This is a genomic window from Amycolatopsis sp. CA-126428, assembly GCF_002904335.1.
Classification (GTDB): Bacteria; Actinomycetota; Actinomycetes; order Mycobacteriales; family Pseudonocardiaceae; genus Amycolatopsis.
This window is the reverse complement of record NZ_PPHF01000142.1, coordinates 40,931-66,634: the sequence shown is the minus strand read 5'-3', so window position 1 is coordinate 66,634 and position 25,704 is coordinate 40,931. Positions and strand designations below refer to the sequence as shown.

21 protein-coding genes are annotated in these 25,704 nt (G+C 73.3%); 17 read left to right on the top strand and 4 right to left on the bottom strand.

Features of this window, described 5'->3' with window-relative positions:
• The first annotated feature begins 100 nt into the window (after positions 1–100).
• The 4 genes from C2L58_RS35720 (at position 101) to nrfD (ending at position 7,126) form a co-directional block, all read left to right on the top strand.
• On the top strand, positions 101–1,609 hold the full coding sequence (locus C2L58_RS35720; RefSeq protein ID WP_103342059.1) for an MFS transporter: 1,509 nt from the start codon (positions 101–103) through the stop codon (positions 1,607–1,609).
• A gap of 173 nt (positions 1,610–1,782) precedes the next feature.
• Entirely contained in the window at positions 1,783–5,052 is a 3,270-nt protein-coding gene (gene fdh / locus C2L58_RS35715; RefSeq protein WP_103342097.1) for a formate dehydrogenase, read from the top strand.
• The gene (locus tag C2L58_RS35710; protein ID WP_103342058.1) at positions 5,049–6,098 is read left to right on the top strand and encodes a 4Fe-4S dicluster domain-containing protein; all 1,050 of its coding nucleotides are present in this window, start codon (positions 5,049–5,051) and stop codon (positions 6,096–6,098) included. Before fdh ends, C2L58_RS35710 begins: the two co-directional genes overlap by 4 nt.
• Positions 6,095–7,126, top strand: coding sequence for an NrfD/PsrC family molybdoenzyme membrane anchor subunit (gene nrfD, locus C2L58_RS35705; RefSeq protein ID WP_103342057.1), 1,032 nt, complete (start codon positions 6,095–6,097; stop codon positions 7,124–7,126). The genes C2L58_RS35710 and nrfD overlap by 4 nt, the downstream gene beginning before the upstream one ends.
• Before the next feature lie 26 nt (positions 7,127–7,152).
• On the opposite strand, the gene C2L58_RS35700 is transcribed toward nrfD, so the two are convergent.
• The gene (locus tag C2L58_RS35700) at positions 7,153–7,572 is read right to left on the bottom strand and encodes an STAS domain-containing protein (protein WP_103342056.1); all 420 of its coding nucleotides are present in this window, start codon (positions 7,570–7,572) and stop codon (positions 7,153–7,155) included.
• 283 nt (positions 7,573–7,855) lie between these two features.
• On the opposite strand from C2L58_RS35700, the gene C2L58_RS35695 reads away from it, so the two are divergent.
• From C2L58_RS35695 to C2L58_RS35680, 4 genes are all read left to right on the top strand, one after another.
• Positions 7,856–9,232 carry a serine/threonine-protein kinase gene (locus C2L58_RS35695; RefSeq protein WP_103342055.1) on the top strand — a complete coding sequence of 459 codons (1,377 nt, stop codon included), beginning with the start codon at positions 7,856–7,858 and terminating at the stop codon, positions 9,230–9,232.
• A 165-nt stretch (positions 9,233–9,397) separates the two neighbouring features.
• Complete coding sequence (locus C2L58_RS35690) at positions 9,398–10,771, top strand: serine/threonine-protein kinase (protein WP_103342054.1); 1,374 nt, start codon at positions 9,398–9,400, stop codon at positions 10,769–10,771.
• 125 nt (positions 10,772–10,896) lie between these two features.
• Positions 10,897–11,985 carry a LacI family DNA-binding transcriptional regulator gene (locus C2L58_RS35685; RefSeq protein ID WP_103342053.1) on the top strand — a complete coding sequence of 363 codons (1,089 nt, stop codon included), beginning with the start codon at positions 10,897–10,899 and terminating at the stop codon, positions 11,983–11,985.
• 73 nt (positions 11,986–12,058) lie between these two features.
• Positions 12,059–12,910, top strand: a complete 852-nt coding sequence (locus tag C2L58_RS35680) for a protein kinase domain-containing protein (protein ID WP_233226125.1) — start codon at positions 12,059–12,061, stop codon at positions 12,908–12,910.
• Positions 12,911–12,914: 4 nt separating this feature from the next.
• Here the strand turns inward: C2L58_RS35680 and C2L58_RS35675 are convergent, their stop codons facing one another.
• Together C2L58_RS35675 and C2L58_RS35670 are read right to left on the bottom strand one after the other, a co-directional pair.
• Entirely contained in the window at positions 12,915–14,021 is a 1,107-nt protein-coding gene (locus C2L58_RS35675; protein WP_233226124.1) for a substrate-binding domain-containing protein, read from the bottom strand.
• Positions 14,021–15,787: a heparinase II/III domain-containing protein gene (locus tag C2L58_RS35670; protein WP_103342050.1), complete on the bottom strand. Its 1,767-nt coding sequence runs from the start codon at positions 15,785–15,787 to the stop codon at positions 14,021–14,023. Before C2L58_RS35670 ends, C2L58_RS35675 begins: the two co-directional genes overlap by 1 nt.
• A 108-nt stretch (positions 15,788–15,895) precedes the next feature.
• Between C2L58_RS35670 and C2L58_RS35665 the strand changes: the two genes are divergently transcribed.
• The 6 genes from C2L58_RS35665 to C2L58_RS35640 are packed head-to-tail and all read left to right on the top strand — an operon-like array spanning position 15,896 to position 23,602.
• Entirely contained in the window at positions 15,896–17,200 is a 1,305-nt protein-coding gene (locus C2L58_RS35665) for an ABC transporter substrate-binding protein (RefSeq protein WP_103342049.1), read from the top strand.
• The gene (locus tag C2L58_RS35660; protein WP_103342048.1) at positions 17,200–18,132 is read left to right on the top strand and encodes a carbohydrate ABC transporter permease; all 933 of its coding nucleotides are present in this window, start codon (positions 17,200–17,202) and stop codon (positions 18,130–18,132) included. Before C2L58_RS35665 ends, C2L58_RS35660 begins: the two co-directional genes overlap by 1 nt.
• 41 nt (positions 18,133–18,173) lie before the next feature.
• Positions 18,174–18,983: a carbohydrate ABC transporter permease gene (locus tag C2L58_RS35655; protein ID WP_103342096.1), complete on the top strand. Its 810-nt coding sequence runs from the start codon at positions 18,174–18,176 to the stop codon at positions 18,981–18,983.
• Positions 18,980–19,993 (top strand): hydroxyacid dehydrogenase, encoded by a 1,014-nt coding sequence (locus C2L58_RS35650; protein WP_103342047.1) that lies wholly within the window; start codon positions 18,980–18,982, stop codon positions 19,991–19,993. The genes C2L58_RS35655 and C2L58_RS35650 overlap by 4 nt, the downstream gene beginning before the upstream one ends.
• Positions 19,990–21,912, top strand: a complete 1,923-nt coding sequence (locus C2L58_RS35645; protein ID WP_103342046.1) for a DUF2264 domain-containing protein — start codon at positions 19,990–19,992, stop codon at positions 21,910–21,912. Before C2L58_RS35650 ends, C2L58_RS35645 begins: the two co-directional genes overlap by 4 nt.
• Positions 21,913–21,961: 49 nt before the next feature.
• Positions 21,962–23,602 carry a glycoside hydrolase family 13 protein gene (locus C2L58_RS35640; RefSeq protein ID WP_103342045.1) on the top strand — a complete coding sequence of 547 codons (1,641 nt, stop codon included), beginning with the start codon at positions 21,962–21,964 and terminating at the stop codon, positions 23,600–23,602.
• A 7-nt stretch (positions 23,603–23,609) separates the two neighbouring features.
• Here the strand turns inward: C2L58_RS35640 and C2L58_RS35635 are convergent, their stop codons facing one another.
• Entirely contained in the window at positions 23,610–23,900 is a 291-nt protein-coding gene (locus C2L58_RS35635; RefSeq protein ID WP_103342044.1) for a helix-turn-helix transcriptional regulator, read from the bottom strand.
• A gap of 184 nt (positions 23,901–24,084) precedes the next feature.
• On the opposite strand from C2L58_RS35635, the gene C2L58_RS35630 reads away from it, so the two are divergent.
• The 3 genes from C2L58_RS35630 to C2L58_RS50045 all read left to right on the top strand — a co-directional run bounded on the left by C2L58_RS35630 (position 24,085) and on the right by C2L58_RS50045 (position 25,689).
• Positions 24,085–25,008, top strand: coding sequence for a TerC family protein (locus C2L58_RS35630; RefSeq protein ID WP_103342043.1), 924 nt, complete (start codon positions 24,085–24,087; stop codon positions 25,006–25,008).
• Positions 25,009–25,010: 2 nt separating this feature from the next.
• The gene (locus tag C2L58_RS35625; protein WP_233226123.1) at positions 25,011–25,382 is read left to right on the top strand and encodes a bacteriophage spanin2 family protein; all 372 of its coding nucleotides are present in this window, start codon (positions 25,011–25,013) and stop codon (positions 25,380–25,382) included.
• Positions 25,383–25,455: 73 nt separating this feature from the next.
• Entirely contained in the window at positions 25,456–25,689 is a 234-nt protein-coding gene (locus C2L58_RS50045; protein WP_103342041.1) for a hypothetical protein, read from the top strand.
• Positions 25,690–25,704 lie beyond the last annotated feature (15 nt).

The following is a 25,704-nucleotide window of genomic DNA, read 5'->3' as shown; positions in this document are numbered from 1 at the left end:
GCCGATCACAAGCCGTGACCGCGCGAGTCGACCCGATCGTGTTTCGCCAGGGCACGACGGGGGAAGTCACGCTGGGCGATCTGCTCACAAGGAGGTTGTCATGGCGGCAACACCCGATCCGGCGTCCACGGGGGTGCGCACGCTCATCCCGGCACGCATCGACCGGTTGCCCTGGTCCCCGTTCCACACGCGGATGGTGGTCGCCCTGGGGGTGGCCTGGATCCTCGACGGCCTGGAGATCACGGTGGCCAGCGCGGTCGCCGACACGCTCACCAAGCCCGAGACGCTGCACATGTCGTCCGCGGCCGTCGGGCTGCTGGCGACGATCTACCTGGCCGGCGAGGTGGTCGGGGCGCTGTTCTTCGGCAGCCTCTCCGACAAGCTCGGCCGCCGGAACCTGTTCATGCTGACCCTGGCCGTCTACCTCGTGGGCAGTGGCCTGACGGCGCTGACCCTCGGCAACGGCGCGGGCTGGGTGATCTTCCTCTACGCGACGAGGTTCGTGGCCGGCATGGGGATCGGCGGCGAGTACGCGGCCATCAACTCGGCGATCGACGAGCTGATCCCGGCCCGCTACCGGGGCCGGGTGGACATCGCGGTCAACGGCACCTACTGGGCCGGGGCCGTGCTGGGGACGATCGGGACCTACATCCTGCTGAACCGGATGGACCTCGCCCTGGGCTGGCGGCTGGGCTTCCTCATCGGGCCGGTGCTCGGGCTGGTGATCCTGCTGGTGCGGCGGCACCTGCCGGAGAGCCCGCGGTGGCAGATCATGCACGGCAAGGCGGAGGCGGCCGAGGAGTCGATCACCCAGATCGAGCAGGAGGTCGAGCACACCGGCCGCAGCCTGCCGCCGGTCGACGAGAAGAAGGCGATCGAGGTGACGCCCGCCGAGCGGATCGGGTACGTCGCCCTGGCCAGGGTGCTGTTCCGCGACTACCCGTCGAGGGCCGTGCTGGGCGCGTCGCTGATGATCAGCCAGTCGTTCCTGTACAACGCGATCTTCTTCACCTACACGCTGGTGCTCGGCAAGTTCTACGGGGTGTCCTCCGAGGCGACGCCGATCTACCTGATCGCGTTCGCGGTGGGCAACCTGGTGGGCCCCTTCACCATCGGCCACCTGTTCGACACCCTCGGCCGGCGCAAGATGATCTCCGGGACGTACGTCGTGTCGGGTGTCCTGCTGGCGGTGACGGCGGTGCTGTTCTACGCCGGCGCGCTCAACGCGACCACGCAGACGATCGCGTGGTGCGTGATCTTCTTCTTCGCCTCCGCCGGCGCGAGCGCGGGCTACCTGACGGTGAGCGAGATCTTCCCGCTGGAGGTCCGGGCGAAGGCGATCGCGGTGTTCTTCGCGATCGCGCAGTGCTTCGGCGCACTGGGCCCGGTGATCTACGGCGCCCTGATCGGCACCGGCGACCACCCGGTCCGCCTGTTCATCGGCTACCTGCTGGGCGCGGCCGTGATGATCGCGGGCGGCTTGGTGGCCCGGTTCCTGGCGGTGGACGCGGAAGGCAAGTCCCTGGAGGACATCGCCCAGCCCCTCGCCGCCGCGGGCCGTCGCGGCCGCACCCGCGCCGAGGGCGCGTCCTCGCCGTTCTCGACCTGACGCACGCCGGGTTCGAACGTCGCGGATGCCTCATCCGGGGGCCTCGGATGTCCCGGATGAGGCATTCGCGACACCGGCGCCGGGCGTGAAAGCGGCGGGAAGGACCGGGCCGGTTTAGGCTCGGGAAGCTCCGGGTAGTCGGCCGGCGGAAACGGCAGAGTCGGGAGGTGGGCGTGGGACCACGGCGGTGGCTCGAATCCTGGCCCGTCTACCGGCAACTCACCGGCCCCGACCCCCTCGGCCGGGGCAAGGCGGCCGAATCCCCGCGCTCCGAAGCCCTCGTCCCGCGCACCGCGAGCGCCGACCGGGTGGCCAGGTCCGTCTGCCCCTACTGCGCCGTCGGCTGCGGGCAGCAGGTCTTCGTCAAGAACGAGAAGGTCGTCCAGATCGAAGGCGACCCGCACAGCCCCATCTCCCGCGGCCGGCTCTGTCCCAAGGGCTCGGCGAGCAAGCAGCTGGTCACCGGCCCGCAGCGCGAGCAGAAGGTCCGCTACCGCGCGCCCTACGCCACCGAATGGACCGAGCTCGACCTCGGCACCGCCATGGAGATGGTCGCCGACCGCGTGCTCGACGCCCGCCGGAAGGGCTGGCAGGACGCCGACGAGCACGGGAAGCCGCTGCGGCGCACCATGGGGCTGGCCAGCCTCGGCGGCGCCACCCTGGACAACGAAGAGAACTACCTGATCAAGAAGCTCTTCACGGCACTGGGCGCGATCCAGATCGAGAACCAGGCCCGTATTTGACACTCCGCCACCGTTCCCGGTCTGGGGACTTCCTTCGGTCGCGGTGGCGCGACGGACTACCAGCAGGACCTGCAGAACTCCGACTGCGTCGTCATCATGGGCTCGAACATGGCCGAGGCGCACCCGGTGGGGTTCCAGTGGGTGATGGAGGCGAAGGCCCGCGGGGCCGAGGTGTTCCACATCGACCCGCGCTTCACCCGGACGAGCGCGCTCGCCGACGCCCACGTCCCGCTGCGCGCCGGCACCGACATCGCGTTCCTCGGCGGGGTGATCAACCACATCCTCGGCAACGACCTCGACTTCCGCGAGTACGTGGTCGCCTACACCAACGCCTCCTTCCTGGTGTCCGAGGACTACCAGGACACCGAGGACCTCGACGGCCTCTTCAGCGGCTACGACGAAGCCAAGGCCGCCTACGACCCGTCGACCTGGCACTACGAGGGCATCCGGCCGGCCGAGAGCGGCGGGCACGGCAAGGAGACGTCGGCGTCCGACCAGCACGGCTCGGGCGGCCCGGTGCTCGAAGGCGGCAGCGAGGAAATCGCCGCCGACCCGACGCTGCAGCACCCGCGCTGCGTGTTCCAGATCCTCAAGCGCCACTTCGCCCGCTACACGCCCGAAATGGTCGAGGCCACCTGCGGCACGCCGAAGGAGCTCTTCCAGCGGGTCTGTGACGCCTGGACGCGCAACTCGGGCCGGGAGCACACGGCCGCGCTCGTCTACAGCGTCGGCTGGACGCAGCACAGCGTCGGCGCCCAGTACATCCGCGCAGGCTCGATCATCCAGCTGCTGCTCGGCAACATCGGGCGGCCCGGCGGCGGGGTGTTCGCGCTGCGCGGGCACGCCAGCATCCAGGGCTCGACCGACATCCCGACGCTGTTCAACCTGCTGCCCGGCTACCTGCCGATGCCCACCCCCGAGCAGGCCACGCTGGCCGGCTACCTCGACAGCGTCCGCGGCGACAAGCAGAAGGGCTTCTGGCGCAACGCCGACGCCTACACCGTGTCGCTGCTCAAGGAGTACTGGGGCGAGAAAGCCACGCCGGACAACGACTTCTGCTTCGGCTACCTGCCGAGGATCAACGGCGACCACGGCACCTACCGCACGGTCATGGACATGGTCGACGGCAAGGTCTCCGGCTACTTCCTGCTCGGGCAGAACCCGGCCGTCGGGTCCGCGCACGGCCGCCTGCAGCGGCTCGGCATGGCCAACCTCGACTGGCTGGTCGTCCGGGACCTGACGATGATCGAGAGCGCCACCTTCTGGAAGGACGCGCCGGAGATCGAGACCGGCGAGATCGTACCGGAGCAGTGCCGCACCGAGGTGTTCTTCTTCCCCGCCGCCTCGCACGTCGAGAAGGAGGGGACGTTCACCCAGACCCAGCGCATGCTGCAGTGGCGCGAAAAGGCCGTCGAGCCGGCCGGGGACCAGCGCTCGGAGCTGTGGTTCTTCCACCACCTCGGCCGGCTCGTCCGCGAGCGGCTGGCGGGCTCGGAAGACGAGCGCGACCGGCCGGTGCTGGACCTGGCCTGGGACTACGAAGTGCACGGTGACGAACCCTCCGCCGAGGACGTGCTGCGGCGGATCAACGGCCAGGACCTGACCACCGGCAAGGAGCTCTCCGGATACCTCGAGCTCAAGGCCGACGGCAGCACGTCCTGCGGCTGCTGGATCTACAGCGGCGTCTACGCCGACGGCGTCAACCAGGCCGCCCGCCGGAAGTCCCGCTTCGAGCAGGACTTCTACGCCCACGAGTGGGGCTGGGTGTGGCCGATGGACCGGCGGGTGCTCTACAACCGCGCGTCGGCCGACCCGCAGGGACGGCCGTGGAGCGAGCGCAAGGCCCTGATCTGGTGGGACGCCGAGCGCGGCGAATGGACCGGCCACGACGTCCCCGACTTCGAGAAGACCAAGCCGCCGGACCACGTCCCGCCGCCGGGCGCCGTGGGGCCGGCCGCGCTGCGCGGCGACGACCCGTTCATCATGCAGTCGGACGGCAAGGCGTGGCTGTTCGCGCCGTCGGGGCTGGCCGACGGGCCGCTGCCGGCGCACTACGAACCGCACGAATCGCCGTTCCGGAACCCCTTCTACGCGCAGCAGGGGAATCCGACGCGGAAGGTCTACGGCCGCCGGGACAACCCGTCGCACCCGTCGCCGCCCGAGCCCGGCGGCGAGGTGTTCCCGTTCGTGTTCACCGCCGCGCGGCTGACCGAGCACCACACCGCGGGCGGGATGAGCCGGACGCTGCCCTACCTGTCGGAGCTGCAGCCGGACCTGTTCGTCGAGGTCTCCCCCGAGCTGGCGAAGCTGCGCGGGCTGGCGCACCTGGGCTGGGCGCACGTCGTCACCGCACGGGCGGCCGTCGAGGCGCGGGTGTTCGTGACCGACCGGATGGCGCCGCTGCGGGTGCAGGACCGGGTCGTGCACCAGGTGTGGATGCCCTACCACTGGGGCGGCTCCGGGCTGGTCGCCCGGGACGTCGTCAACGACCTCTTCGGCGTGGTGCTGGACCCGAACGTCTTCATCCAGGAGAGCAAGGTCGCCACCTGCGACGTCCGGCCCGGACGGCGGCCGCGCGGTGCCGAGCTGCTCGCGTTGCTCGAGGAGTACCGCGCGCGGGCGGGCATCACGCCGGAAACGGGTACCCGGGTCGCCACCGAGCACGTCGAACCCGGCCACGCCACGGAGGACCGATCATGAGCATCGAGAACCGGCTGTCCGGGCCGCTGCCGGACGTCGCCGGCGAGGCCGGGCACACCGGGCACCCGCCGCGCGTCGGGTTCTTCACCGACACGTCCGTGTGCATCGGCTGCAAGGCCTGCGAAGTCGCCTGCAAGGAGTGGAACGCCGTCCCCGAAGACGGGCTCGACCTGCTCGGCATGTCGTTCGACAACACCGGCGCGCTCGGCGCGAACTCGTGGCGGCACGTGGCCTTCATCGAGCAGCAGCGCCCGCTCGGCGGCCAGTCGCCCGGCCTCGAGGGGCTGCCGACCGGGCCGTCGGCGATCGACGTGACCACCGCCTTCGTCGCCGAGGAGCTGCGGGAGGCGCCGCGGGGCGGCGGCGGGCTGGGCACCTCTCCCCTGCCGCGGGCGCCGGAAGACCTCGGCATGCCGTCGTTCGACCTGCCCGGGGCGACGACCGGGGCCGAGGGCCGGACCGACTTCCGCTGGCTGATGGCGTCGGACGTGTGCAAGCACTGCACCCACGCCGGCTGCCTCGACGTCTGCCCGACCGGCGCGCTGTTCCGCACCGAGTTCGGCTCGGTCGTCGTGCAGCAGGACATCTGCAACGGCTGCGGCTACTGCGTCTCGGGCTGCCCCTACGGCGTCATCGACCGCCGCCCGGACGACGGGCGCGCGCAGAAGTGCACGCTCTGCTACGACCGGCTCCACGACGGCCTCGAACCGGCGTGCGCCAAGGCCTGCCCGACCGACTCGATCCAGTTCGGCGAACTCGACGAGCTGCGCGAACGGGCGGCCCGCCGCGTCGAGGACCTGCACGAGCGCGGGGTCACCGAAGCGCGGCTCTACGGGCACGACCCGTCCGACGGCGTCGGCGGCAACGGCGCTTTCTTCCTGCTGCTGGACGAACCCGAGGTCTACGGGCTGCCGCCGGATCCGGTGGTGCCGACCCGCGAGCTGCCCGCGATGTGGAAGTACGCCGGGATGGCGGCTTCGGCGCTGCTCGCCGCCGCGGTCGCGTCGTTCGGGCCGTTCGGGTCGTTCGGAAGGAAGCGCCGGTGACCTCGCACGAACCGCGCAGCGACGCCGGGGCCGCCGACACCCGGGCCCGCGTCTTCGGCCGCCGCAAGCGAGGCGGGTCCGGGAAGCGAGGCGGGGCCGGGGAAGAGCTGATGGTGCCCCGGGCCGAGTTCCGGTCCTACTACGGGCGGCCGGTGCTCAAGCCGCCGGTGTGGGAGTGGAAGGTGCCGGCGTACCTGTTCACCGGTGGGCTCGCCGCGGGCACGTCGCTGCTGGCCGCCGGGGCCGACGTGACCGGGCGGCCCGCGCTGCGCCGGGTGGGCCGCACGGGTTCGCTGGCGGCGCTGCTCGCCAGCGTCTACCTGCTGGTGGCCGACCTCGGCCGGCCGGAACGGTTCCACCACATGCTGCGCGTCGCGAAGCCGACGTCGCCGATGAGCGTGGGCACCTGGATCCTGAGCGCGTTCGGTCCGGGGGTGGGCGTGGCCGCGGCCGCCGAGGTGCTGCCCGCCGGGCTGCGGCGCGCGCTGCCCGGCCGGCTCCTGCGCGCGGCCGCCCGGCCCGCCGGACTGGCCTCGGCGGTCATCGCGCCCGCCGTCGCGTCGTACACGGCGGTGCTGCTGTCGCAGACGGCGGTCCCGGCCTGGCACGAGGCCCACGCCGAGCTGCCGTTCGTGTTCACCGGCTCGGCGGCGGCGAGTTCGGGCGGCTTCGCGATGGCGCTGGTCCCGGTCGAGGAGGCCGGCCCGGCGCGGGCGCTGGCGGTCTTCGGTGCCGCGACGGAACTGGTGGCGTCGAAGGTGCTGGAGAACCGGCTCGGCCTCACGGCGGAGGCGTACACGACGGGCAAGGCGCACCGGCTGCGGAAGTGGTCGGAGCGCCTGACCGCGGCGGGCCTGCTGGGCGCGGTGCTCGGGCACCGCAGCCGCGCGGTCTCGGTGACGGCCGGGGCGGCGCTGTTCGCCGGGAGCGCGTTGCAGCGCTTCGGGGTGTTCGAAGCGGGGGTGGAGTCCACAAAGGACCCGAAGTACGTCGTCGTGCCCCAGCGGGAGCGCGCGAACCGGCGATGACGACCGCGGTCACGGCCGAGCCGCGGTCAGTCCCGCCCGCTCCCCCGCAACCGGGGCAGCACGGCCAGCCAATCCAGCGCCGCGTCGACACTTTCGTGGATCGGCAGCAGCTGCTCCAGTCCCAGGACCCGGATCGGCCGCCGCACCGCCCGGCCGGCCGCCGCGATCGCGAAGGGCACCCCGCTCACGTGCGCCTCGGACGCCGCCACCAGCAGCTCCGTGATCCCGCCCGCGCCGCAGAACGACACTCCCGGCAGGTCGACCACCAGGGCCCGCGGGGCGAGGTCGATCTCCTCGCCCAGCCGGGTCCGGAGCCGGCTCAGCACCGGCAGGTCGATTTCGCCGCGGATCGCGACGACCGTCGCCTCCGCCGTGGCGGTCACCCGCAGGGTCATCGCGGACGGGACGTCGACGCGGAACTGCGGAGCGGCGATCTGGTCGAGCACACAGGCCTCCTCGGAGCGAGGGACGGCACCCGCGGGACGGCGCGCGGGAAGCTGGGGGGCGGCTGCCTGTTGAACCGCGATGCCCCACACGGTACGCCTGTCCGACAGCGACTTGCCCGCCGACACCGAATTCGTCGAATTCGGACTCGCGGAGCGGCGAATTCCCGAATGCGCCGCCGCCGAGCCGGATAACGGTTCGGAGATCCCGTCGGTCCCGAAGCCCACCGGACGCCCTTCTTCTGCTAAAAAGTTCATCGTTTCACCGACCGACGCAGGGGTACGGGTGGCTTTCGAGGAACAGCTCGTCAACGGGCGGTACCGGCTACTGGGGCACCTCGGCCGCGGCGCGATGAGCCTGGTGTGGCGGGCCAAGGACGAGCGGCTGGATCGCGTCGTGGCCGTGAAGCAGTTCCTGCACGAGCCGGGCACGGGCGGCGACGTCTGCGAGCGGGCGATCCGGGAGGCGCGGCTGGCGTCCCGGCTGCGGCACCCGCACGCCGTCGCGGTGTACGACGTGTTCGAGGACGCCGGCTCGATGTACCTGGTCATGGAGTACGTGCCCGCCCGGTCCCTGACCGAGCTCCTCGTCGAACGCGGGCCGCTGCCCCGGTGCGACGTGCTGCGGCTCGGGCGGCAGGTCGGCGCGGCACTGGCCGCCGCGCACGGCGACTGGATCCTGCACCGGGACGTCACGCCCAACAACGTGCTCGTCACCGACGACGGCACCGCCCGGATCACCGACTTCGGCGTGTCGCGCGCGCTCGGCGAGCACCCGGCCGCCGACGAAGGCGTCGTCGTCGGCACGCTGCCCTACCTGGCTCCGGAAGTCGCGCGGGGCGGCGAAGCGGGGCTGCCGTCCGACGTCTATTCGCTCGGCGCCACGCTCTACACCGCCTTGGAGGGCACGCCGCCGTTCGGCACCAGCGACGACCCGATCACCCTGCTGCGGCGGATCACCGAGAACCAGCTCACCCCACCGGTCCACGGCGGCCCGCTGACCGCCGTGCTGCTGCGGATGCTCGAACGCGATCCGGCCGTGCGCCCGTCCATGCAGGAGACGGTGGAGCTGCTGGCCGCCGTCGGCCGGCCGGTCCCGGCTCCGCACCGGCGGTCCCGGCTCCGCCGCGCCACCCTGATCGGGGCCGCCGCGTGCCTGACGTCGGTGAGCGTGGTGGCCGGTCTCGCCCTCGCCGACCGGCCCGCGACCACCACCGCGGCCCCCATCGAGCACCTGCCGACGACGATCACCGCCGACCACACGGTCAGCAGCACCACCACGGCGCCCGCGCCGGTGCCGGCCCGCGCGTCCGAAGGGCCGGCGCGGCGCTCCACGCCGCCGGCTCCGCCCGCGACCTCCGGGTGCACCGCGCGCTACGAGGTCACGAACGCCTGGCCGGGCGGGGCCCAGGCGCAGGTGACCGTGCACAACGACCGGGAGACCCGGCTCACCGGCTGGACGGTGACCTGGGTGCAGCCCGGCGGGGCCGGCATCCGGGACCTGTGGAACGGCACCCTGACCCAGGCCGGGTCGTCGGTGACGGTCACCGACGCGGGCTGGAACGCCCTCGTCGAGCCGGACGGTTCGGCTTCGTTCGGGCTGAACCAGGACATCACCGACGGCCACCCGGGCGTCCCGGCCCTCAGCTGCCGGACGCAGTGAGACCGTTATCGGTCCGTCACAACCGCATGGCCGATTCTTCCGTAGTGACCGGCCGGCGTTTCCGGCATCCGGAACGAATACGTCGAACGCATTTCGTACCCCCACCCAGGTGAGTGAATTGGTCCGACGAGCCGAACTGCGCGCCGGAACCGGCCGTGTTCCCCGATGACGGAAACGACGGAGGGGAGCGTGCCCGTGCACGAAGGGGCAGTGATCGCCGGCCGGTACCGCGTGCTGGGCCGGGCGGGTCACGGCGCGATGGGGACCGTGTGGCGGGCGAAGGACGAGCGGCTCGACCGGCTGGTCGCGATCAAGCAGCTCTTCCCCGGCTCCCCCGCCGACCCGGCGGCCGCCGAGCGCACGCGCGCCCGGACGATCCGGGAGGCCCGGGTCACCGCCCGGCTGCGCCACCCGCACGCGGTCGTCGTGTACGACGTCGTCGAGCAGGGGTCCGCGGCCTACATCACGATGGAGTACCTGCCGGCCCGCACGCTGACCGAGCTGATCGAGGAGCACGGCCCGCTGGTGCCGGAGCACGTGGCCGAACTGGGCACCCAGCTCGCCTCGGCGCTGGCCGCGGCGCACGCGGAAGGCGTGGTGCACCGCGACATCAGCCCCAACAACGTCCTGGTGACCACCGACGGCGCGGCGAAGATCACCGACTTCGGGGTGGCCCACGCGCGCGGCGAAGGCACCGCCACCGGCCGCGGGCTGGTCGTCGGCACGCCGGCCTACCTCGCCCCGGAAGTCGCCGACGGCGAGGAACCCGGCTTCCCTTCCGACGTCTACTCGCTCGGCGCGACGCTCTACACCGCGCTCGAAGGGCGGCCGCCGTTCGGCACCGACGAAAACCAGCTGGCCCTGCTCAAACGGGTCGGTACCGGCACCGTGACCCCGCCCGTCACCAGCGGCCCGGTCACCGACGCCGTCCTCCGGTTGCTCCACCGGGATCCGGTCGCCCGCCCCACGATGGCCGGGGCCGCGCGGCTGCTGACCCGCGCCACCGCGCCCGGGGTGGTCCCGGTGGCGGCCCCGGCGGACAGCGTTCCCGCGCCGGTGCGCCGTCGCCGCTCCCGGCCGGCCTTCGCCGGGACGGTGCTGGCGTTGACCGCGGCCGCCGTGGTGGCGGCGACCACGTCGATCCCGCCCGGCCGGGAGGCCGCGAGCGCGGCGGCCCAGCTCGCATCGGCGCCGTCCACGACCCCGCCGGCGTCCCGGACCCCGGGTCCCGCCGGCTGCGCCGCGCGCTACCAGGTGGTGAAGTCGTGGGACGGCGGCTTCCAGGGGCTGGTGACCGTCCGCAACAGCGGGTGGGCCCCAGTCATCGGGTGGACGGTCAGCTGGACCACCCCCGCCGGGACGAGCATCGACGACCTCTGGAACGGCAGGCTCGTGCGGACCGGCGCCACCGCGGCGATCGCGAACGCCGAGTGGAATGCGGTGCTGAAGCCGGGCGAATCGACCACCTTCGGCTTCATCGCCCTGGCCCGCGGGGGCAACCGCGGGATGCCGGTGACCGACTGCCGTCCCGGGGAATGAATCGGCGCCGAGGCGTTTTCGATCATCCGACGAAGGTGGCTTGACCAGCGGTGTTGACCGGCATTAAGGTCGGCCTCCACCCCTTCTTGTTAGCGCTAACTTCCGGCCGGACAACGGATCGGACAATGAGTCTCGAGAAAGTCCTCACCAAGATGACGAATTTCCGCGACGTGGCGGACGAGCCGTCGGGCGGCGGCCGCGGCGCGGTGACGATCACCGACGTGGCGAACGCGGCCGGTGTCTCGGCGAGCACGGTGTCCTACGTGATCACCGGGAAGCGGACGATCTCGCCGGCCACCCGCCGCCGGGTCGAGGAAACCATCCGCGCCCTCGGCTACCGGCGCCGCGGCGGCTCGCCGTCCCCCCGCGCCGGCGTCCTCGCGGTGGCGGTGCCGCCGCTCGGCGACCGGCAGCTGGGCATGGAGATGGAGTTCTTCTCCGCCGCTGCGGGCGCGGCCCGCGAACTCGGCTACGACCTGCTCCTGGTCACCGACGACGACGGCACGTCGGGCCTGCACCGGGTGACGTCGGCCGCACTGGCCGACGCGGTGATCGTGCTGGACGCCGGCGACGACGACCCGCGCGTGCCCGTCCTGCTGGCCTCCGGCCGCCCCGCGGTGCTGGTCGGCGCGCCGGCGCAGTACCGCGGGCTGGCGTCGGTGACGCTCGACTTCGCGCCGGCCGGCCGGGCCTGCCTCACCCACCTGGCCGGCCTGGGCCACCGGTCGGTCGCCCACCTCGGGCCGTCGGCGACCCTGCCCGGGCACCGGCTCCGGTACCTGAAGGGCTTCGCGGAAAGCTTCCGGGCCGCCGCCGGCGAGCGCGGCGTGAAAGCGGTTTCCCGGCCCTGCGCGCCGGCCGCCGAAGACGTCGCCCGCGGCCTGGACGAACTGCTCGCCGACGGCGGCCCGACCGCGCTGGTCGTGCACGACGAAGCCGCCCTCCCGCTGGTCATGGGCACCCTGCGGCACCGCGGGCGGCGGGTACCCGGCGACGTCTCCGTCGTCGCGGTCTGCTCGGACACCGTGGCGGGGCAGCAGCGGATCCGGCCCACCGCGGTGGTGGTCCCGGCGGCCGAGCTGGGGGCGCTGGCCGTGCGCCGGGCGGTCGGCCAGCTCGACGGCGGTCCGGCCGCCGAGCCCGCCGCGGTGGTCCCGGCGTTCGTCACCGGGGAAAGCACCGCGGCGGCCCGCACGGCGTTGTCCGAGGCGTGAGAATCACCGAACCTGTTTCCCGTTGCGGCCGTATTTCCTTTCAGGGATCCGTCGACGGCGACAGGGGATACGGGTGGCAGCGAAAAAGGGTGCATTGGCCGGGCGGTACCGGCTGCTCGAACCGGCCGGCCACCATCCCGGCGCCACGGCGTGGCGGGCCAAAGACGAATTGCTGGACCGGTTCGTCGTCGTCGAACAGCTGCCGCCCGGATGCCCGTTCGACGCGGCCCATTCCGACCGCGTCCGGGCCAAGGCGATCCGCGACGCGCGCGCGGCCGTCCGGCTGCACCACCCGCACGTCGTCGTCGTGCACGACGTCTTCGAGCACGACCTGACGCCGTACGTGGTGACCGAGGACCTGGCGACCGGCACCCTGGCCGAACTGGTCGCGCGGCGGGGAAGCGTGCCGCCGGACCGCGTCGCGGCGCTCGGCGCACAGCTGGCTTCGGCGCTGGCGGCCGCGCACGCCGAGGGCGTCCTCCACCGCGGGTTCGGCCCGGACAAGGTGCTCCTCACCGCGGACGGGACGGCCAAGATCGCCGGCTTCGGGCTGGGCACCGGCGGTTTCCCCGCCCCGGAGGTGGCCGGGGGTGCGAGCCCGGGGTGTGCCTCGGACGTCTATTCCTTGGGCGCCACCCTGTACTTCGCCCTCGAAGGGCGGGTGCCGGGCACCGCCGTCCCGCCGCGCACCCGCGGCGCGGTCCTCGACGCGCTGCTGGAACTCGTCCGCCCGGAACCGGCGGCCCGGCCGTCGATGGCGGACGCCGAACGCACGCTCACCGGCCTCGCCGGGTCCCGCCCGCTGGTCCCGGCCCGGAAGATCCGGTCCCGGGCGCGTGTCCTGGTGACGGGCACGGTGCTCGTCGTCGCCCTCGGCACGGCGGTGACGACGCACGCGGCCCTCCGCCGCCTCGCGGCCTCCTGAGGTTTCACTCGAGTGCGGCTTCCGGCGCGCCTCCGCACGATTCGCGCACGACGAGCGTCGGCCAGAGCTGCAGCCGGTGCACGGGCCGCCCGGTCGTGTCGGCGAGCCGGGCCAGCGCGAGCTCGGCGGCCACCGCGCCGAGCCGGTGCTTCTGCGGGCACACCGCGGTCAGCGGCGGGTCGGACGCCGCCGCGACCTCGTCGTCGTAGGAGACCACCGCCAGCTCGCCGGGCACCGCGATGCCGCCGTCGCGCGCCCGTTCGATCAGGCCGATGGCCTCCCGGTCGGCGTGCACGAGCAGCGCCCGGACGCCGGCGCGGAGGCAGCGGTCCAGCAGGGTGTCGTACTCCTGCGCCCACCCCGGGGAGCCGTAGACGGGCACGTCGAGGTCGAGCGCCGCGCCGGTGTCCAGCCCCAGGGACCCGATCGTCTCGCGCCAGCCGGTGCGCAGCGCCCGGCTCGTCGGGCTGGACCGGGACGTGACCAGCCCGACCCCGCGGTGGCCGAGGGACACCAGGTGCCGGACGGCCAGGCCCGCGCCGAGCGCGTGCGCCGTGGTGGCCGCGTCCAGCGCCAGCGTCGGCAGCTCCGGCGGCGGCAGGCGCTCGACGAGCACCACCGGGACGCTCAGCGAACCCAGCCAGCGCAGCAGGTCCAGGGCGCCCCGCCCGCTGGTGGCCGGGGCGACCAGCAGGGTCTGCACCCCGCGTTCGAGGAGCTTGGTGATCTGACGGCGGTCCTCGGCCGCGTCGTAACTGGACGCGCGCAGGACGAGCCGGCCCCCACTGGCGGCCACGGTGGACTGCGCACCCTGGACCACCGTCGGCCAGTAGTACTCGACCGACGGCGCGACCATGCCGACCAGTGCACCGTGCGCGGCCGGGCCGAACGCCGAAGCCGCGCGCCCCGGCTCGGGATGGCCGCCGCGGGGCCGGGTCAGCGTGACCCCGCCGTGCACCCGCGTCAGCAGGCCGCGGTCGGCCAGCTCGGTGACGTCCCGCCGCACGGTGACCGCGGTGACGCCCAGCCGCTCCACCAGGTCGGCGAGCCGGACCGCGCCGTGCTCGCGCACCACCGAAAGGATCAGCTGGTGCCGTTCGGAGGCGAGCATCACCGGACCTGCTCCAGCCGGACCCGCGCCGGGCCCTCGCGCACCAGCAGGGTGAGCCGGCTCAGCTGCGCGCCCCAGGACGCCCGCAGCAGGGGATCGTCCAGCGGCCGCCGCTCGAGTTCCGCGGTGGTGTGCCGGGCGTCCCAGCTCAGCCGCAGCACCCGCCGGCCGTCCAGGGACGCGAACGCTTCGCCCTCCCCCAGCTCGACGTCACCCGCGAGGACGTGCCGCAGCCGGACCGGCCGGACGGACTCGTCGTCCGCCACCTCGACGTACGCGGGCGAAGACCGGACCAGCCGCACCGACCGGAGCCAGCGCGGCACCCCCGGGTAGGCCCCGGCGAGGTCCGCGGACAGCGTGGCCGCGGACGCGGTGAGCTCGACCCGGACGTCCCGCGCCGCGCGGTCCTCCCCCGGTTCCTGCGTGACGCCCGGCTCGGGGACGTTGTGCCACTCGCTGCGCAGCGCCCAGGCCCGGTAGCGGTCCGGCCCGAAGCTGGCCGCGGTGTAGGTCGGCTGGCCGGCGTCGGCCACCACCGGCACCCCGTCGACCGCCACCCAGTAGGACCCGACGTCGAGGTGGTTGTGCCGCTCGCCGTTGTGCCCGGCCTTGGCCGCCACGGTCAGCCCGCGCGGCGTGCCCGCCGTCTCCCGGGCCACGAGCACCTGCACCCGCGGCAGCCACTCTTCGCGGGCCAGCCAGCTCGCGCCGGGCTCCGCGGTCACCGCCTTCCGCCAGTCCGGGTCGGCCAGGCCGGCCAGGGCGCGGCCCAACCCGGCCGACGGCCAGACGAGCCGGCCGCTCGCACGCGCCCGGCTCACCGCGTGCGCCCGGACGTCGTCGTCGCCGAGCCGCTCGCCCCACCGGTGCAGGACGTGCCACGGCTGGGCCGGCGACAGGCGGGCCGGGGCGTCCCCGGCGTTGACGTACGCGTCGCCGCCCAGGTGCATGCGGTGCGGAAAGCGGATCAGCTCGGGCAACACGGGAAGATCCGCCGAGCCGGCGAGCAGGTCCAGGCACTCCAGCAGCCGGCAGGCTCCGTGCCACCAGTAGGCGACGCCCTCGTCGATGCCGCCGTCGTCGGGCAGGACCGCGACGTAGTGCTCGAGGCCCTCGACCACCAGCCGCACCAGCCGCCGGCGCCGCTCGTCGTCGGCCACGAGCAGGAGCGCGGCCGTGAGGACGCCGGAGTGGATCCACGGGTTCCAGTTGTGCGCGTCGCCGTCGAGGCCGAGCCAGTGCCAATCGCGGACGCGCTCGAACGGCGTCAGGACGCGGACATCGACCTCGCGCCGCAACCGTCTGCGCAGTCCCGGGGCCCGGAGGTCGAGGTGCGGGCCCAGGACGTGATCGGCCCAGGCGAACAGGGACGCGACCTCGGCCGCGCCCAGGTCGAGGAACGGGTCGTCGGGGTCGGCCAGCACCTCGCCTCGCCCGGCCGCGTGCCGGTCGTGGGGTGCCCAGCACCACGTGGTCGCCTCGGCGAGCGCGACCAGCCCGTCGATCGCGCCGTCCAGGAACGGTACCGGGCCCGGCGGCACCTCGCCGGTGAGCACCGCGGCGAGCACCAGCAGCGTGACGCGTTCACGCAGCTCGCGGGCGACGTCTTCGTAGTCGGTCCGGACGCCGTCGCGGAACGTCCGGGCCCACGCCGTGGCCGTCAGGACCGGGGCCGGACGCGTGAGCACGGCCCGGGCTTCGGCGAGGATCGCCTCGCCGTCCACGGCGTCCCAGACCGTCCGGTCGCGCACGTCGGGGAGCCGCATCGCTCCGCCCTTTCGGTTCCGATCGTTTGTGATCGCTTTTGAGCTGAATTGTTGACTCGCACTATGGCACAGCCCGACAGTGACAGCCATCACTTCGACGGAGGAGCAATGAAGCTTCAGGGGTTCGACCGCCGGACGTTCCTTGCGGCCACCGCCGGGCTCGCGGCCGGCGGGCTGCTCGGCGGCTGCGCGTCGACAACCACGGCGTCCGGCGCCACCCGCGTGACCATCTGGTCGTGGCTCACCGGCATGGACAAGTACGTCGCCGCGTTCAACGCCGCCCACCCGGACATCGTGGTGGAGCTCAACGTGATCGCGGCCGGCCTGAAGGGCGGCTACGCCCAGCAGACCAACGCGTTGCGCGCCCACAACGCCCCGGACATCCTGCACGCCGAGTACCAGGGCCTGCCGCAGCTGCTCACCACCGGCGGCCTGCGGGACCTCACCGGCGACCTGGCGGACCTGGAGCGCGGCTACTCCCCCGCGGCCTGGCAGGGCGTGCGGCCCGGCGGCCGCACCTGGGCGGTGCCGATGGACCTCGCCCCGATGGTGCTCTACTACCGCAAGGACCTGTTCGACCGGCACGGGATCGCGGTACCGCGCACGTGGGACGAATTCCGCACCGCCGCGCAGGCGGTGCAGAAGGCCGACCCGGCGGCGCGCGTGACGACGTTCCCGCTCAACGACGGCTCCTTCTTCGCCGGGATGTGCTGGCAGGCGGGCGATCCGTGGTGGCGCGTCGACGGCGGCTCGTGGCGGGTGGACATCGACGGCGCCGGCACCCTGCGCACCGCCGGCTACTGGCAGGGCATGATCCGCGACGGCCTGGTGGCCACCGCCCCGACGGGCGACCAGGACTGGATCGGGGCGATGCACACCGGCCGGCTGTGGGGCCTGCTCGGCGCGTCCTGGAGCGTCGGCACGCTGGTGAAGTCCATCCCGCAGGACAAGAACCGGTGGGCGGTCACCACGATGCCGACCTGGGACGGCGTCCCGGCCAACGGTGTGCAGGGCGGCAGCGCGTTCGCCGTCTCCGCCGAAAGCAAGGTGCCCGAGGCCGCGGTGAAGTTCCTGCGCTGGCTGAGCACCGACCCGGCCGTCGCGAAGATCGGCACCACGTTCACCACGCCGTTCCCCGGCTACCTGCCGAGCCGGGACGTGGCGCGGAAGGCGTACAAGGGCGGCTACTTCGCCGGCGCCCCGGTGTACGACGTGCTCGACGAAGCCGCCCGGCGCGTCCCGGACTGGACGTGGGGGCCCAACGCCCTGCGGACGTTCTCCACCGTCGTCGACCGGATGGGCGGGGTGAAGACGGGCGGCACGACGCTGGCCACCGCCGTCCGGCAGACGCAGGCCGGCGCCGTCGCCGAGCTGCGCGAGCGGGGATTGACCGTGCTGGAAGGGAAAGCCTGATGACCGTCCTCACCCCGGAACGCGCCGCGAGCGTGCCGGCGCCCGCCCGCCCCGGCGCCACCGCGCAGGGCCGCCGTGGCCGCGGCCGCGCCGGCCTCGTGCTGGCGGCCCCGTTCGCGATCCTGCTGACGGCCACCGTGCTCGTCCCGATCGGGTACGCGCTCTACCTGAGCTTGTTCACCGATCGCCTGTCCGGCTTGGGTTTCTCCGGTCCGACACAGGCTTTCGTGGCGCTCGGCAACTACGTCGACGTGCTCACCGACAGCGGGTTCCACGCGAGCCTCGGCAACGTGGCGCTGTTCGTCGTGGTGCACATCCCGATCATGCTCGGCCTGGCCCTCCTGCTCGCCCTGCTCATCGACTCCGCCGTCGTGCGCCTGAAGCGCGTGTGGTCACTGGCAGTCTTCCTGCCCTACGCGGTGCCGACCGTGATCACCGGGCTCATCTGGGCCTACCTCTACAGCCCGAACTCGGGGCTGACCGCGCTCCTGCCGTTCGACCCGCTGGGCAAGACCGGCATCCTGCCCTCGATCGTCAACATCGCGACCTGGCAGTGGGTCGGCTACAACATGATCATCTTCTACACGGCACTGCAGGCCGTCCCCCGGGACGTCCTCGAAGCCGCGCGCGCCGACGGCGCCGGGGGCGTCCGGACGGCGTGGTCGGTCAAGGTCCCGATGATCCGGCCGACCATGTTCGTCGCCCTCGTGTTCACCGTCATCGGGTCCCTGCAGCTGTTCACCGAACCCCTGGTGCTGCGCGGGTTCACCGGCTCGGTGACGAGCACCTGGTCCCCGAGCCTCTACGTGTACGAGGCCGCCTTCATCGCCAACGACTACGGCCGCGCCGCCGCGGCGTCCGTGCTGCTGGCGCTGGTTTCCGCCCTGCTCTCGGCGCTCGTCATGCGCCTTTCCGACCGGAGGTCCCGGTGACCCTGTCCCCTACCGGTTCGCGGTGGACGTCACGCACGGTCGTGCACGTCCTGCTGGTGCTGGCCGCGCTGTACGCGGTCCTGCCGCTGGTCTGGCTGGTCACCTCGGCCACCAAGTCCGTCGGCGACTTCTCCACGACCGGCGCGTTCGAGTTCGGGCAGTTCACCCTCGGGGCCAACCTCAGCGCGCTGTTCACGCAGGAAAACGGCGTCTTCCTCGCCTGGATCCGCAACTCGCTGCTCTACGCGGGCCTCGGCGCGGTGCTCGGCTCGCTGATCTGCGCCGCCTGCGGGTACGCGATCGCGAAGCTCGACTTCCCGGGCCGCCGCGCGCTGTTCGCGGTGACGCTGACCGGGGTCCTCGTGCCGACCACCGCGCTGGCCCTGCCGCTGTACCTGCTGGCCTCGCAGCTGGAGATCGTCGGCACGTTCTGGGCGGTGTTCATCCCCTTGCTCACCAACCCCTTCGGCGTCTACCTCGCCCGCGTCTACGCCGAAGCCGCGGTGCCCGGCGAGGTGCTCGAAGCCGCCCGGACCGACGGCGCGGGCGAGCTGCGGACGTTCTTCACCATCGCGCTGCCGATGATGCGGCCCGGCCTGGTCACCATCTTCCTGTTCCAGTTCGTGGGGATCTGGAACAACTTCTTCCTCCCGCTGGTGATGCTCACCGACCCGAAGCTGTTCCCGATGAGCCTCGGCCTGTACCAGTGGAGCACGCGCGTCACCCAGTTCCCGCAGTACAACCCGCTCGTCATCACCGGCTCCCTGCTGGCCGTGCTGCCGCTGGTCGTCGCGTTCGTCCTGCTGCACCGGCAATGGCGGTCCGGGCTGGCGGCGGGCAGCGTCAAGTGACCCGGCGTCCGGAGACCCTGCTGGTGATGGCGCGGGACACGAGGGAACTGCAGTTCGGCGCCGCGGAACTGGCCCGGCTGCGCGCCACCGCCCGGCTGGGCGAGCCGCTGTGCACCGACGAGCTCGCCTCGGCGCCGGTGCGCGCGCGGCTGGCCGAGGTGGAGGTGCTGATCACGTCGTGGGGCTGTCCCCCGCTCGACGAGGCGGTCCTGCGGGCCGCGCCGAACCTGCGGGCGGTGCTGCACGCCGCCGGCAGCGTCCGCGACCACGTCGGCGCGGCCGTCTTCGACCGGGGCCTGCTGGTCACCACGGCCGCCGACGCCAACGCCGAGCCGGTCGCCCGATACACCCTGGGCGCGATCCTGTGGGCGTTCAAGAAGGTGCCGTTCCTGGCCGCCGACGCCCGGAAGTTCCGGGAGGACTGGAGCTACCGCGAGCAGCGCGGGGAGCTGTCCGGCCGTGACCGGACGGTGGTGCTGGTCGGGTTTTCCCGCGTCGGCCGCCGGGTCGCCGCGCTGCTGCGGCTGCTGGACCTGGCCCGGGTGCTCGTCGTCGACCCGGTGGCCGCCGCGAGCGAGATCCGGGCGGCCGGCGCCGAGCCCGCGACCCTGGCGGAAGCCCTGCCCCAGGCGGACGTGCTGAGCCTGCACGCGCCGTCGCTGCCGGAGACGCGGCACATGATCGGCGCCACCGAGCTGGCCGCGCTACCGTCCGGTGCCGTGCTGATCAACACCGCGCGCGGCGCCCTCGTCGACACCGCGGCCCTCGAACACGCCTGCGCCACCGCCGGCCTGCACGCCGTCCTCGACGTCACCGAGCCCGAGCCGCTGCCCGCCGGCTCCCCGCTCTACGGCCTGCCCAACGTGGTGCTGACGCCGCACGTAGCGGGCTCGCTGGGTTCGGAGACCCGCCGGATGAGCGCCGAGGCGCTCGGCGAGCTGGAGCGCTACGCCGCGGGCCTGCCGCCCCGGGCCCCGGTGACGCGGCATTCCCTGGCCGTGCAGGCATGACCGCCGTCGAAGACCGGCGGCTCTCGCCGTACACCGGCTGGACCCGCGGGCACTGGGCGGCGTACGCCAACCGGCTGCTCGGGGCGGCCGGGAAGTACCGCTCCCCGGCGGGCGCCCGGATCGACCTGCCCGGCCCGGCCAGCCGCAACGGCCGCGTCTCGGACGGCCTGGAAGGGTTCGCCCGGACGTTCCTGATCGCCGGCTTCCGCGCCGCCGGGGAGGGCGGCGCGGACCCGGGCGGTCACCTCGAGCACTACGCGCGCGGGCTGGCCGCCGGCACCGATCCGGCGTCACCCGAGGCGTGGCCGCGGCCCGACGAACTCGGTCAGTCCAAAGTGGAGGCCGCGTCGATCGCGCTGGTGCTGCAGCTGACCAGGCCGTGGTTGTGGGACCGGCTCGACGACAGCGTCCGCGACCGGGTCGTCGCCTGGCTCGCCACGGTGATCGGGCAGCCCTACCCGCCGATCAACTGGGTGTGGTTCCGGATCGTCGTGGAGTCGTTCCTGCGGGAGGCGGGCGGGCCGTGGTCGGCGGCGGACGTCGAGGAGGACCTCTCCGTGCACGCGTCACTGCGGCGGCCGGGCGGCTGGCTCAGCGACGGCGACGAGCGCGCCTACGACCACTACACGGGCTGGGCCCTGCACCTGTACCCGCTGCTGTGGACGCACCTGTTCGACGTCACCGGCACCCTGTGCCCCGGCTCACTGCGGCACCAATGGGGCGCGGACCTCCGGGACTACCTCGACGACGCCGTCCGGCTGGTCGGCAGCGACGGCTCGCCCCTGCTGCAGGGCCGCAGCCTGGTCTACCGCTTCGCGGCCGCGGCGCCGTTCTGGGTCGGCGCCTTCACCGGGACGTCGAACCTGTCCCCGGGCCTGACCCGGCGGGTGGCCGGCGGCATGGTCCGGCACTTCGCCGGCCGGGGCGCGCCCGGCGGCCTGCTGGATCTCGGCTGGCACCACGCCTGGCCCGCGATGCGCCAGGCCTACTCCGGGCCCGGTTCGCCGTACTGGGCGGCCAAGGGCCTGCTGGGGCTGGCCCTGCCCGCGCACCATCCCGTGTGGACGGACGTCGAGGAGCCGCTGCCGATCGAGACCGGGGACGTGGCCCGCGTCGTCCCCGCGCCGGGCTGGCTGGTTTCGGGACGACGTCGCGACGGCATCGCGCTGGTGGTCAACCACGGCACGGACCACGCGCGCCCGGGCGACCCGCGCGCGGACGCGCCGCTCTACGCCCGGCTCGGCTATTCGACGGCGACCTTTCCGCCGGCTTCACTCCCTGACAACACGGTGTACGTGCTCGACGCGGACGGCCGGGCAAGCCACCGCGCGGGGTTTTCGACGTGCTACGCGATCGAGTTGCCGGGCGGGGTGCTGGCGGCCGCGTCCCAAGGACGGGTCCGCTGGGTCGACACCTCCGGCGACGACTCCCCCGACCACGGATCGGGTCGCCGCGGGCCGGGGGTGCCGGGGCCGGTGCTGACGGTGGTGTCCGTGGTGCGGCGGGGTGTGGAGGTGCGGCTCGCGCGGCTCGACGACGTCGACGATGCGGTCCGTTCGCTGCGGCTGAGCGGCTGGCCGGTGTCGGGCGACACCCGGCCGGGGACCGAGCCGGGGACCGCCGCCGCCCGGACCCCGGACCTCCGCTCGGAAGTGCGTCCGCTGCGGGGCTTCACCACGGCGGACGTGGTGGTCGAGGCCGGGGCGTCGCCGCTGGGCGAGTGGACCGCGCTCCCGTTCGTCGCCACCGACGGGCCGCCGGAGCCGGGAGCCGTGTTCGCGGCGGTGGTGGCCTTGGACCGCGGCGGGCCGGAGGACGCCGACCCGTCCCTGGCGATCGCCGCGGACGGCCGCCACGTCACCCTGACCTGGCCCGACGGCATCTCCGCCGAAGTTCCCGTGCCCGCGGCACCGTCCTGAAGGCCGTGCGCACCCCGGCTGGGGCAGTGACACGTGCGAAGATCCCGAGGTGCCTTCGACCTCCTCCCGCCCGCGTTCGTTCTGGGACGACGCGGTGGTCTACCAGCTCTACGTCCGGTCCTTCGCCGACAGCGACGGCGACGGCGTCGGTGACCTCGGCGGGGTGATCCGGCGGCTCGGCCACATCGCCGGGCTCGGCGCGGACGCGATCTGGCTGAACCCCTGCTACCCCTCGCCGCAGGCGGACCACGGCTACGACATCGCCGACTACCACGGTGTCAACCCGGAATACGGCAGCCTCGAGACGTTCGACCGCCTGGTCGCCGAGGCGCACGGCCGCGGCCTGCGGATCCTGATGGACCTCGTCCCCAACCACTGCTCCGAGCGGCACCCCTGGTTCGCCGCGGCGCTGGCCGCCGGTCCCGGCTCCCCCGAGCGCGCGCGGTTCGTCTTCCGCGACGGCCGGGGTGACGAGCCGCCCAACAACTGGCAGTCGGTCTTCGGCGGGCCCGCGTGGACCCGGGTCACCGAACCCGACGGCACGCCCGGGCAGTGGTACCTGCACCTGTTCACCCGCGAACAGCCGGACTTCGACTGGCGCAACCCGGAAGTCCTGGCCTACTTCGACGACGTCCTGCGCTTCTGGTTCGACCGCGGCGTGGACGGCTTCCGCATCGACGTCTGCCACGGCCTGATCAAGGACGCCGCCCTGCGCGACTGGGACCCGGCCGACGGCGGCTACAACGCCTACAGCTGGAACCGGCCGGAGGTGCACGAGATCTTCCGGCGCTGGCACGCGCTCGCCGCCGGCTACGGCCGCGAGCGCGACCTGCTGCTGGTCGGGGAGGTCTGGGTCCCGGACCCGGCCGACCTGGACCGCTACCTGCGCCCGGACGAGCTGCACCAGGCGTTCTCGTTCGACCTGCTCGTCCAGCCGTGGGAGGCGCGCGCCCTGCGCGGGGCCATCGAGCGCGCCACGGCCCGCACGGCGGTGCACGGCGCCCCGGCGGCGTGGACGCTGGCCAACCACGACGTCCACCGGGCGGTCACGCGCTACGGCATCGTCCGCCCCGAGCCCGCCCCGGCGAGCAACGACGCCTTCGCGGCCCTGATGCGCCCCCGCGGCGAAGTCGACGCGGAGCTCGGCGAGCGCCGGGCCCGGGCGGCGCTGCTCCTGGTGCTGGCCCTGCCCGGCTCGGTTTTCCTGTACCAGGGCGAAGAACTCGGCTTGCCGGAGGTCCAGGACCTGCCCGACGAAGCCCGCCAAGACCCGGTGTTCCACCGCACCGGCGGCGCGGAGAAGGGCCGCGACGGCTGCCGGGTCCCGCTGCCGTGGGCCGCGGACGCCCCGGCGTTCGGCTTCGGCACGGGGGTGCCGTGGCTGCCGCAGCCGCCGTGGTTCGGCCGGTACGCGGTGGACGCGCAGGAGAAGGACGACACCTCGACGCTGCAGCTGTACCGCCGCGCCGTCCGGGCCCGGCGGGAATTCCGGCTGGGCGAGCCGGGCCCGGTCGAGTGGCTGGACACCGGCGACGACGCGGTTTCGGCGTTCCGGCGCGGGAAGCTGGTGTGCGTGGTCAACACGGGCAGCACGCCGTTCACCGCGCCGGACGGCTGGGGCGAGGTCGTGCTCGGCAGCGACGGATCCGGTCGGGTGGCGGGCGATTCCGCGGTCTGGCTGGTGTCCTGAGGGTGCGTTACGCCGGGGCCGCGGGTTCGTCGCCGAGCGCCGCGACCAGGTCGGCCACCCGGTGGTGCGCCTCCAGCGGGTGGCGCAGCCGGCCTTCCGGGTGGATCTTGTAGTGGTTGCGCCGGCCGACGCGCTCACGCTCGAGGTAGCCCTCCGCGATCAGGTCCGCGAGGATCAGCTGCACCCCGCGTTCGGTGATGCCCACCCGCTCGGCGATCTCGTGCAGCGTCCGGTCGGGATCCGCGGCCACGCACAGCAGGACGTGCGCGTGGTTGCTGAGGAACGTCCACGAAGCCATAGCGGCCACAGTAGACGTCCGAACTTGACAGACGAAGTGCAGTTCGTCATTCTGGAGTGGCGGAGGGGAGTACCCGCCCGGTCCGGCATCGTCAATCCGGCTGCCCCAGAGCAGCCCGGTGCCGGCGTCACCGTCAGGTGACCGGGGAGACCTCCGGTTCGTCACCGAACCGGAGGAGTGTCTCGTGACCGTCCCGATCTGGGCCTGGGCCGCCGTGCTCGGCGTGATCCTGGCCATGCTCGCCATCGACCTGCTCGCCCACCGGCGCGCGCACGCCGTCGGCGTCCGGGAAGCCCTCGCGTGGTCTGCCGTGTGGGTGGCGCTCGGGCTCGCCTTCGGCGCCGTGATCTGGTGGGCCTGGGGCGGGGAGTTCGCGGGCCAGTACTTCGCCGGCTACGTCATCGAAAAGTCCTTGGCCGTCGACAACGTCTTCGTCTTCGCGATCATCTTCGGCTACTTCGCGGTTCCCCGCGAATACCAGCACCGCATCCTCTTCTACGGCGTCCTCGGCGCGCTGGTGTTCCGGGCGGTGTTCATCGCCGCGGGCTCGGTCCTGATCGCGAGCTTCGCGTGGATCCTGTACGTCTTCGGCGCTTTCCTGGTCCTCACCGGGATCCGGATGGCGCTGCACCGGAACGAGACCGTCGACTACGAGAACAACGCCGTGCTGCGGGTGTTCCGCCGGATCGTCCCGGCCACGGACCGGATGCACGGCAAGAAGTTCCTGGTGCGCGAGGCCGGCCGCTGGGTGGCCACGCCGCTGCTCACCGTCCTGGTGCTGATCGAGGTCACCGACATCGTCTTCGCGGTCGACTCGATCCCCGCGATCTTCGCGGTCACCCAGGAGCCGTTCGTCGTGTTCACGTCGAACGCGTTCGCGATCCTGGGCCTGCGGGCGATGTACTTCCTGCTCGCCGACCTCATGCACCGGTTCGTCTACCTCAAGATCGGCCTGGCCGCGGTGCTGGTCTGGGTCGGCGTGAAGATGCTGCTGCTGGACGTCTGGAAGATCCCGACGGCGCTCTCGCTGGGCGTGGTCGGCCTGATCCTCGCGACCGCGGTCGGCGCCAGCCTGATCCGCACCTCGGCTCTCTCCCGGAAGGAATGACCATGCGCCTGACCACGACGCTCCTCGCCGGAGGCCTCCTGCTGACCCTGACGGGCTGCGGGGTGGCCGAGACGGCGGGCCAGGTGGGCAATGCGGCTTCGACGGCGGCGGTCTGCGCGGACGCGGTCCGCATCGCCACGGCCAACCCGGACCTGACCAACCCCCAGGCGGCGGCCGACCGCGCCCACGCGGCGGCGGACGAGCTGACGGGCTTGGCTTCGAAAGCGGCGAACACCACGGCGGCCGACGCGATCAACGGCCTGGCGACGACGATGCGCGAGACAACGGTCGACGACCTGGTGAGGACACCTGCGGAGTGGGTGCAGAAGAAGGCCGACCAGGTGGCGGCCCTGACCAAGGCCTGCACCGGCTGACCCCACCACGGCGCCCCGCGGCGGCCCGCACCGAACGTCGCGAATGACTCATTCGGGACCTCTGAGGTCCCGAATGAGTCATTCGCGGCAGCGGGGGGCGGGGCCGTGCCCGACGTTCGCCGCCGGGCGGGGGAGCTTCAGCCTCGGCGGTGCCCTCTTCTGGACCACCCTCGGGTCCGTGGCCGGTGCCGTGGTCGTCTACCTCGCGGGCGCGCTGCTGGGGCACGACCGGATGCGCCGGCTGGCCGGCATCGTCGCGATCGGACTGTTCGTGGTCCGCCGGGTCAAGGCGCGCAAGGGCGTTTGAGGTTCCGCCCATGAG